Source organism: Candidatus Thiodiazotropha sp. AKAK2 (genome assembly GCF_058244685.1).
On record NZ_JBSYOP010000036.1, the window covers coordinates 307,896 to 317,322 of the forward strand.

At 53.3% G+C, this 9,427-nt stretch carries 4 protein-coding genes; all 4 read left to right on the plus strand.

Annotated elements, in window-relative coordinates:
- Positions 1 to 149 precede the first annotated feature (149 nt).
- A complete protein-coding gene (locus tag AC4IE8_RS19450) occupies positions 150 to 1,898 on the plus strand; it encodes an efflux RND transporter periplasmic adaptor subunit (protein WP_083225898.1) in 1,749 nt (582 codons plus the stop codon).
- A complete protein-coding gene (locus tag AC4IE8_RS19455; protein ID WP_490791778.1) occupies positions 1,862 to 4,018 on the plus strand; it encodes an efflux RND transporter periplasmic adaptor subunit in 2,157 nt (718 codons plus the stop codon). The genes AC4IE8_RS19450 and AC4IE8_RS19455 overlap by 37 nt, the downstream gene beginning before the upstream one ends.
- A 246-nt stretch (positions 4,019 to 4,264) precedes the next feature.
- The gene (locus tag AC4IE8_RS19460; RefSeq protein WP_490791779.1) at positions 4,265 to 5,461 is read left to right on the plus strand and encodes an efflux RND transporter periplasmic adaptor subunit; all 1,197 of its coding nucleotides are present in this window, start codon (positions 4,265 to 4,267) and stop codon (positions 5,459 to 5,461) included.
- A partial coding sequence (locus AC4IE8_RS19465) for a DUF4347 domain-containing protein (protein ID WP_490791780.1) occupies positions 5,458 to 9,427 on the plus strand: 3,970 nt, incomplete at its 3' end. The genes AC4IE8_RS19460 and AC4IE8_RS19465, both read left to right, overlap by 4 nt.

Sequence of the window (9,427 nt, forward strand, 5' to 3'; positions counted from 1 at the left end):
CCCTGGCCACTCAGCAACATCATGCCTTGATTCTCCTCAGCGCATTGACCATTTGAATATAAAGATATCCACAAGATTACCGAAAACACTCCTTAGGGCAGTTAGAATATGTGTAAACAGACCCGTGTAACGATTGGAGTTTTCGGAGCATGTCTGCATCTTCCCAGAGAATGACACAGCAGTGGCTGAAACAATTGTGCCGTTTAGTCAGCGGTATTCAGTCGGCTATTGTGATTGAAAAATCCACTGAAGATGATGGGCGGATACATGTCGAGCGCTGGCCAGAAGAGGTGCCGCCGCAAAAGCACTTGCTTAAGGCCACGCTCAAGGCACTCGAGAGCGGCAGACAGATGATCGTTCCAACTGGCGATCAAACAGCAAAAGGCTTTGACCATATCGCGATACCGGTAAACTCAAATGAGCCACATAGACTTGCTGTTGGATTAAGCATCAGCAGCCGTTCAGCACAGAAACAGAAGGCGGTGTTGCAGGCACTGCAGTGGAGTCTGCACTGGCTGAAGCTGCTCTTGAAACAGTCCGACGGAAGTCACGCGGCTTCCACTCACTGGATTGAACGATTGACCGAAGGTCAGGTGACCTCGGACAAAGTCGTCGAATTGTTCGCTGAAAGGTTTGAATGCGACAGGGTAACCCTGGCACTGGGCAATCCGCAACAAATCGAGATCTCAGCCATCTATCCCCGTGTTGAAATCAAGCAGCAAACCGGGCTGCTCAGAGCGATCAGGGATGCGATGTTTGAGGCGATGGATCAGCAGGCGCAGCTTCACTACCCCACGGTTGAGACAGAGAGCGATCAGCTGTTGCGTTGCCATAACACCCTGGCAAAAATGGTCGGCCAAATGACACTCTGCACGATCCCGTTGAAAGCTGTTGGAACTCCGGTGGGCGCAATCTTACTTGAGCGTCATCGGGATCAACCTTTCACCCCAAGCGAGCAGTTGGAATCCCTACAGGCGGCCGGATTGACTGGACTTTTACTCCATCAACAGCAACAAATTGAGCGTCCACTCCTGAACCTGTTTGGGGAACGTTTTGGAAACAGAATGAGACGCTTGTTAGGCCCAAAGGGGCTTTGGCTTAAGTTAGGGCTGATTGGCCTGGTCTCTCTACTCACCCTCTCCAGCTTCATCAAGGGTGACTACCGAATAGATGCCCGCGCCAACCTGGAGGGCAGTATACAACGTGTCATCACCTCTCCATTTGACGGCTATTTGCAGAATGTAGCCGTTAAGGCAGGTGATATTGTCAATCAAGGGACACTCCTGTGTCAGCTGGAAGATAGAGATCTCAAACTTGAACAGGCCAAATGGCGTACCGAGCTGGCAAAGCTGGAACGGGAACAGCGTGAGGCATTGGCAACCCATGAGCGCAGCAAGGTAACTTTACTACAGGCTCAAGGTGAGCAGTTGCGGGCCGAACTCGAACTGGTGGAGTTGAAACTCGAGCGGAGTCAGATCAAAGCCCCCCTCTCCGGGATCATTGTCAGCGGAGACCTCAGCCAATCTCTCGGAATCCCCCTCAAGCGGGGAGAGGAGTTGTTCAAGATCGCACCACTCGATAGCTATCGAGTGATGCTGCAAGTGGACGAACGGGCTATCGCCGATGTGCAGGTCGGCCAGACCGGCCATTTACGCCTGGCCGGATATCCCCATCTCGATCACTCACTCAAGGTAAAACGGATACTTCCGCTGACCACAGCATTTGAAGGCAGCTACCGCTTCAGCATCGAAGCGGAACTACTGGAACGAGATGAATACTTACGACCGGGACTCCAGGGCGTGGCTAAAATCGATGCCGGCAAGCGCAGTCTGCTCTGGCTTGCCACACACCGGATTGTCGATTGGCTACAGTTACAGTTGTGGCGCTGGTGGGGCTGATGGAGGCCCTTTGGCAGAAGGTCGCCGGCGCTCGTCCCAGTCTCAATCCACAGATTGTGATCCGCCGACAGCGCTATCTGGGTGAAACCTGGTACCTCCTGCAGGATCCCATCAGCGAACGCCATTTTCGCATCTCACCCGGAGCCTACCACCTGATCAGTCGGTTTGATGGCAAATTGACCCTCGAGGAGATCTGGCATCGGCGAGAGCAAAGGCAGTTAAAGCCGCCGGCGCAGGATGAGTTCATCCAGTTACTGAGTCAGCTACAAAGTAGTGGAGTACTCATGCATAACCGCGACAGTGAGGTATTGCAAATACTCGAACGTCGCAAACAACCACGCCAATGGCTGCAACAACTGCGCAATCCACTCGCGCTGCGCCTGCCCCTATGGGACCCGGACAGGATCCTGAGCTGGTCGATGCCGTTAATTCAACCACTCTTCAGTCGGATCGGTATGGGCCTGTGGCTTTTACTGGTGCTTAGCGGATTGCTACAGGCAGTACTTCATTGGCAGGAGATCAGCCACAACATCACCAGTCAGCTTCTCTCTGCCGACAACCTGTTGTTGATGGGAGCAGTCTATCTATTGATGAAACTCTTCCACGAGGCGGCACACGGATTTGCCACCAAACATTGGGGGGGTGAAGTCCATCAGGTGGGCGTACTGTTTCTGGCTTTTATCCCCATGCCCTACGTGGACGCCTCTGCCGCCAACGGTTTCAGCGAGCGGTGGGCACGGATTTCAGTCGGTGCAGCGGGTATTATGACGGAACTGCTGCTTGCCAGTCTCGGGCTTTGGCTCTGGCTGGTTACCGGGCCTGGCTGGCTGAATGCCGCCGCCTACAACATGATGCTGATCGGTGGCCTCTCCACCCTCTTGGTTAACGGCAATCCATTGCTCAAGTTCGATGGATACTATGTGTTTTCCGATCTGATCGATATCCCGAATCTCTATCAACGCGCCAACCGCTATCTTGGATATCTGTTACAGCACTATCTCTACAACCTGGAAGATGCAAAATCACCGGCTCACAACGACTGGGAACGGAGCTGGTTCCTTTTCTATGGCATCGCTGCATTCTGTTATCGTTGGTTTATTCTGATCACCATCATGCTGTTTGTCGCCGAGGCATATCCGCTGGTTGGGTGGGCAATCGCACTCTGGGCATTGACCGGTATGGTGATCCTCCCCCTGATCAGGCAATTGAGTTTTCTTCTCACAAGTCCACGACTGGCGATACAACGCCGTCGGGCAATCCTGAGTTCGGCAGCGATTTGTGGATCACTGCTGCTGATCCTGTTTGTCCTACCGGCTCCTCACGCAACCCATGCGGAAGGAATCATCCTGCCGCCCGACGGCACTGAGGTCAGGTCTGGCACGACAGGCGAGGTTGTGGAACTGTTGACAGCGGCCGATACACAGGTCAGACAAAACCAGCCCCTGGTGGCGCTGGAGGACCCTTTCATAGAGACTGAAATCAAACGTCTCGCCAGCCGACTGAGAGGTATGCGAGCTGAGTATGAAGCGCTTGTCAGCGAGCGAAAGAGAGTCAAGGCGGAGATACTTTCCGATGAGATTCACCTGGCAGAGACCGAGTTACTGCAGCAACGGCAGCTTGCAGACCGGTTACTGCTCCTAAGCCCCGCCGAGGGAACATTTCTGCTCCAGCAACCAGGAGATCTGCCCGGCCGGTTTATCAACCAGGGTGAATTGATCGGCTATGTGCAGGATAAACGAATGCCTGAGATCAGGGTGGCGATATCGCAACAGGATATAGGTCTGGTGCGCAGTGCAACCCGAAACATCAAGGCGCGCTATGCCCACAATCCTGAGTCAGAGCTAGCCGTTACCCTGCTCCAGGAGATACCCGAGTCCCGTCAACGGTTGCCCAGTCCCGCATTGAGCAGCCTGGGTGGTGGCGAATTCTCACTGCATCCAGAAGATGTGGATGGCACCCGCCCCTTGACGGCCGTGTTTGAGATGCGACTGCAGTTGAGGCAGCAGGTAGCCCGTTTGGGTGAGCGTGTTATTGTCCGATTTGAGCATCCGTCAGAACCTCTTGGCCGACAATGGTACCGCTCACTACGACAGATGTTTCTCAAGCGCTTTAGTATTTAATCTGCTCAGATCACTGTAATTTCCAAGCAACTGGGACATAACCTCCTAATTTAAGAGGAATTTTAGGAACAGGGATCTTAAATTGTGACATCTGCATAAGAAGTCACGTTTTCAGGTCAAGATTTTCAGGCTCTACCCGAAACAATATTAGCAAGGCACTGATTTAGAACATGATTAAGAATCATTTGCATCACCCCCCTTTATCGTCTTTGCAATGTGTTGGCTACAAAGTGACTTAAATACGGCATGCAAGTTTGGCAGATAGTAATTTGGGGACTGAGTTTCCTCATATCGACAACGACGATTGCGGAGGGACTCGAAACATTTGATGGCGTCATCGAACCCTCGATGTCGGTAGAACTCAGTTCCCGAATCGATGGCATCCTCGAGGCGGTTTCTGTCGATGTGGGGGATCGTATCGAAAAACACCAGATCGTAGCGAAACTGGAATCCGAGGTTGAGCAGGCCGCCTTGGAGTACGCCCGTGCAAAATCCGCGATCAACAGCGATGTGCGACTGCAGGAGACCAGTCTGGCATACGGACAGCGCCAGTTGAGCCGGATTAAAGAGCTGCACGAAAAGAATCTCACCTCATTTCAGGATTTTGACAAGGTTGACACAGAGACCCGTTTGACGCGTTATCGACTGGCTCAGGCGAAAGAGAGTAAGTTCCTCGCAGGACTCGATCTGAAACAGGCCGAAGCACTCTACAACCGCCACACGATCCGCAGCCCCATCGGGGGTATCGTGGTCGAACGCTACCTTAATCCAGGTGAGTCCGTGGAGGAGCGTCCGATCATCAAAATCGCCAAGATCAATCCATTACGGGTTGAAGTCGTCGCACCGATTGGGATGTTGGGAAAGGTCAAGACCGGACAATTGGCCCAGGTCACTCCTGAATTACCGGTCGGTGGAAATCATCAGGCGGTGGTAAAGATTGTCGACCCGATTCTCGATGCGGCCAGCGGTACCTTCCGCATTCGACTGGAGATACCAAATGACAGTTTCAAGCTGACCAGTGGATTGCGATGCCAGGTTAAATTTCTCGATAAGATGGTGGTGAGAGAACCAGAACCCAAGGTCGAGATTCAGCCGGAAGCGTTAGCCGGTATCATCCCGTCACCCATCGCCGCACACAGTTCCGAGACTGTTGTCGCGGATTCCGAGCCCAGCGACTCACCCACCAAGGGTAGCGAACCGAGAGTAACAAGAAAAAAAGAGCGCTTTTTGGTGGTAACCCAGAGTTCCCTGCTGCCCTTGAAAAAGGCTATTCGCAAAGCGCAGACCTTCAAGCAGAAGGGCGTGGAGGATACCTGGGTGATTGCCAAGGGGGCGTTGAAAGGCCATATCTCCATGGGTTACTTCAAGAACCGTAGGGTAGCCGATATCCACCAGAAAAAACTCACCGGACTGGGTATCGAAACCAAGATCGTCGTGCAATGAAACGTAGACGCTCCAACACTCAAACCAACACCCTGGTCTGTGAAGAGCTGGAACCCCGATTGCTGCTCTCAGCTGACCTGGCGGGCGCTGCGATCGATTTGATAGGGAACGATACCGAGCAACCAGCAAATGAAGCCGATCTTCAAACGATCGAAGCTGCACTGCAGAGCGAAAATCAATTTCATTCCAACCCACCCGAGCCAACACCCCGGGAACTTGTGATCATCGATCCGGCGACACCGGATTATGAATCTATGCTGGACGACTTGCTCAGTCGCAACGACGACGCTCGCCAATTTGAGATTGTTCTCCTCACTTCGGGTGTCGACGGTATCGACCAGATCAGTGAAATCCTGGCTGAATACGATGGGCTCGATGCCATTCACCTGATCAGCCACGGTAGCGAAGGTGAGATTCGACTCGGTGATACGAACCTTGACCTGGAGCTGCTGCAACAATCGGTTGAACAAATTACCACTTGGGGTGAGGCGCTCACCGCAGAAGGTGACTGGCTGATCTATGGTTGTGACATTGCCTCGACCAGCTCCGGTGAGCAATTCATCGAACAATTCGCCGCCCTGACAGGCGCCGATATTGCCGCTTCGGACGATGCCACCGGCCAGACCCGAACAGGCGGCGACTGGCAATTGGAATACAGGGTCGGATCCATCGAGACCGGGATTGCCTTTACCCGACCATTGCAGGAGAACTGGGGTGGCACGCTCGATATTGTCACTGGCCTGGTGGGCCACTACAGCTTCGACGAGGGTGGCGGCGGTACTGCTTTAGATTCCAGTGTCAGCGGTAACCATGGAACCCTTGTTGGTGGTCCTGCCTATACCACCGGTCAGGTTGGCAGCAATGCGTTGAATTTCAATGGCGACTTTGATCGTGTCGAAATCCCTGATAACGCAGCCACAAACTTTGGCATTGGTGACTTTACAGTGGCATTCTGGTTCAACTCAACCCAATCCGGAACAACTGCTCGACTTGCGGGAGACATGGATGGCGGAGACGGTTATGTCTTTTATACAACAGGCGGAGGTGATATCACATTCCAGGTGACATCTGGTATTGATAGTGTAGCGCTGACAACCGGCGGCCTGTTCGATGGTAACTGGCACCACGTGGTGGGCACCGTCAGCGGCTCCGATTGGTTACTCTATGTAGACAACATCTTGGCTGATGCAATCAACAATCCGTTTGTCGGGAATATCGATAACGTCAATACACTGCGCATCGGCGCCTCCAGCGCCAGTCACAACGAATACGATGGCCTGATTGATGAAGTCAGGCTATACGATCGTACCCTCACATCCGGGGATGTTACGGAGCTGTTTCTCGATGCCAACGACGCGCCTGTACTCAATAGCGCCTCCTTGTCGATCAGCGAAGGAGAGACTGTAACACTCAGCGGGACCAACTTCAGTGTAACCGACCCAGAGGAGAACAGCTTCACCTATACCGTGAGTAGTCTATCGGGTGGTTATTTTCAGCTCAGCAGTAACCCAGGTGTTTCGATCACCAGCTTCACTACAGCAAACCTGAATGGCAGTCTGGTGCAATTTGTTGATGATGATAACGAGGTTGCACCCAGTTTCAGCGTTAGCACGAATGACGGTTTCAATGATTCCAATACACTGGCCGCCTCCGTCACTTATACACCGGTCAATGATGACCCGAATATAACCAATCTGGATGGGGACATCTGCAACTATACGGAAGGTGATGGTGTCATTCTTCTCGAACAAGGTGGCGATATTGCAGTCAGCGATCCAGACTCCGGCAACTTTGCCGGCGGCTCACTCACTGTCGAGGTCGACAGCGGCTTACAGGCGGCGGAAGACGTCTTCTCGATTTTCAATCAGGGGACGGCCGGTGGAGAGATAGGATTCAACGGTAGTGATGTCACCTACAGTGGTACCGTGATCGGTAGCGTTACAGGAGGCACTGGGATCGACCCTCTGACAGTCTCCCTGAACTCAAACTCATCACTCGCCGCCATCAGCGCATTGATCCGCAATTTCACTTATGAAAATAGCAATGGTGATAACCCCACCGGTGGCTCTCGCAGTATCACCATCGACTTATCCGACGGTGACGGCGGCGCCAGTGTTACCCAGAATCTCACCTTGAACGTAAGTTCAGTGAATGATGCGCCGGTTGTCGACTTGAACGGTTCCGATGGTGCGGGTGTGGACTTCGCCGTCACCTTCACAGAAGATGCTGGGGCTGTCAATCTGGTCGATACCGATGCGACGATCAGTGATGCAGAAACAACCCTCTATGAAAATCTGAGCATCAACTTATCCAATTTCGTGGATGGAAGCAGCGAACAGATTGTGATCGCCGGCTATACATTCAGCTACGGCACGGCGGATATAGTGACTCGATCGGTGGGCGGCACCAGTTTCGTCATCGATTTCGACGGTTCCGGATTTAATGTCACCCTAAATGGCCTCGGTTGGATGCCGGAGGCCGATCTGCAGACCCTGTTGCGTGGTGTTACCTATGAAAACACCTCCCAGGATCCCACAGCAGGTGACAGGACGGTCAATATTTTCGCCCAGGACAGTGATCTTCTGAGCGGCCCCACTGTGACATCGACCATCACGGTCAATCCACAGAATGATACTCCCACCGCAACAGACAATACCAATTCCGTATCGGAAAGCGGATTCGTATCGGGCAATGTCATCACGGACGATTCCGGATCCGGTGTGGACAGCGACCCGGAAGGAGATAGCCTTCAAGTGACCCTGGTAGCGGGAGGCGCCTATACCCCTGGACTACCGGTGACCCTGGCTTCCGGAGCCCAAGTCACCTTTCAAGCCAATGGCACCTATTCCTATAACACAAATGGACAGTTTGAAGGCCTGGGTGCGGGAGGCAGCGTCGATGACAGCTTTACCTACCAGATCAGTGACGGCAATGGGGGCTCTGCAACTGCTACGGTCACCATTACAGTCAACGGCAGCAATGATATACCATCGATTACCAATGCGGCTCTCTCCGTAAGTGAGGGCGAGACAGTTACCCTGGGTGACGCCAACTTTGCCATTAGCGATGCGGATAGTGTCGCATTCAGCTACAACCTGAGCGGCATCACAGGTGGTTACTTCCAGTTGAGCACCAATGCCGGCGTCTCCATTACCAATTTTTCCAGTGCTGAGCTGTCTGGTGGCCTGGTACAGTTTGTCGATGACGGTAATGAAATCGCTCCGACGTTCAGTGTTACGGTGAATGACGGATTGGCCGACTCAAATACCCTGGCAGCCCTCATCAGTTATACGCAGACCAACGACGCGCCGGTCAATACCGTGCCTGGGTCAGCATCGACCAGCGAAGATGTGGTTTTCAGTTTTACCGGGGGTAACCAGATCCAGATCAATGATTCAGATCACAATGGGGCCACCCTGCAGGTTCATCTCAACATCGGGAGTGGTGGTCTGCTGAACCTGGGCGATACAACCGGCCTGGTCTTCTCAGCGGGTGATGGGGCGAACGATGCCAACATGGTATTCACCGGCACCCTGGCCGATATTAATGCCGCCCTGCTGACATTGACCTTCACCCCCGATGCGGATTTCAGTGGCGATGTTAACTTCACCATCACCACCAACGACCAGGGCAACAGCGGTAACGATCCCGGCCTGACCGGTGATGCCGGCAGCGAACAGGATAGCGATAGCCTTACCATCACGGTCAACCCGGTGAATGACAATCCAGTGGCGCACGATGACAGTATCAGCCTGAACGAAGGTGGAACGACCTCAACCCTGGTTGGTGGTTCACCCACGGTACTCAACAACGACACCGAACTCGGTGATACCCCGGTAACGGTCTCCCTGGTCACTGACGTGAACTACGGGACATTGACACTCAACAGTGATGGCACCTTCTCCTATACCCACAACGGCAGCGAGGACTTCACGGACAGCTTCACCTATCGGCTGACCGACAACG